At 66.0% G+C, this 656-nt stretch carries 2 protein-coding genes; one reads left to right on the plus strand and one right to left on the minus strand.

What is annotated here, in order from left to right; translation table 11 throughout:
* Positions 1-97: 97 nt before the first annotated feature.
* Positions 98-325: a hypothetical protein gene (locus tag WDW90_RS37820; protein WP_336492834.1), complete on the plus strand. Its 228-nt coding sequence runs from the start codon at positions 98-100 to the stop codon at positions 323-325.
* A gap of 101 nt (positions 326-426) precedes the next feature.
* On the opposite strand, the gene WDW90_RS37825 is transcribed toward WDW90_RS37820, so the two are convergent.
* The coding region (locus WDW90_RS37825) for a hypothetical protein (RefSeq protein WP_336492835.1) at positions 427-656 on the minus strand (230 nt) is incomplete at its 5' end.

Raw genomic sequence — 656 nt, forward strand, 5'->3', positions numbered from 1 at the left:
CTATCGACAGCATCTGTTTGTATGATGGTGCAGTGCGACACACATCCCCTCTCACGAAGCAGGGCACAGGCTCTGAAACACCAGAGGGATCAGTACCATGACCGTTCGTGCTCTCGTTCTCGCCGTCGTCGCGGCCGCCACTCTGGCCGGCATCGCGAAGGCGGATGACCGTATCCATGTCACCCCGACGCTCTACCGCGAGCAGGCCCGCGCTACGGCTGCTGTACGTCCGGCGTCGGAGCTGACGACCACGCCGTCCTTGATCGCGCGTGCCCCTGAGGCTCCCCGCGTCGTTGCTGAGGCCACTGTGACCTCGACCCGCTAAGGCGGCCTTGCTGCTGCAGCCCCGGCCTCGCGCCGGGGCTCTTCTTGTCCCTCTCAGCCTCGTCGAACCACAGCCGTCCGCGCGGATTGAGCCTTATGGTGTTACTGGCTCATCGAGAGCTGCTCAGCGATCCAGCCTTGTGCCGCCTCCAAGCTGTCGAACCAGACAGACAGCACATCGGTGGCGCAGGCCCCGAACCCCGCTTCGACACACCACTGGCCTGCCAGCCCGCTTGCGCCATGCAGCTCCGCGCTCAGGCGCACCAGGACCGCCACGAGCTTCCCATCCGCGAACGCGAGGCGTCCCTCGGTGTCCTCGCTCTGCGTCCCGA

The sequence above is a fragment of the Methylobacterium nigriterrae genome (assembly GCF_037106235.1).
GTDB classification, from domain to species: Bacteria; Pseudomonadota; Alphaproteobacteria; order Rhizobiales; family Beijerinckiaceae; genus Methylobacterium; species Methylobacterium nigriterrae.

Excerpts from the sequence above, each read along its gene's own strand:
- WDW90_RS37820 (WP_336492834.1), top strand. The coding sequence starts at position 98 with ATGACCGTTCGTGCTCTCGTTCTCGCCGTCGTCGCGGCCGCCACTCTG.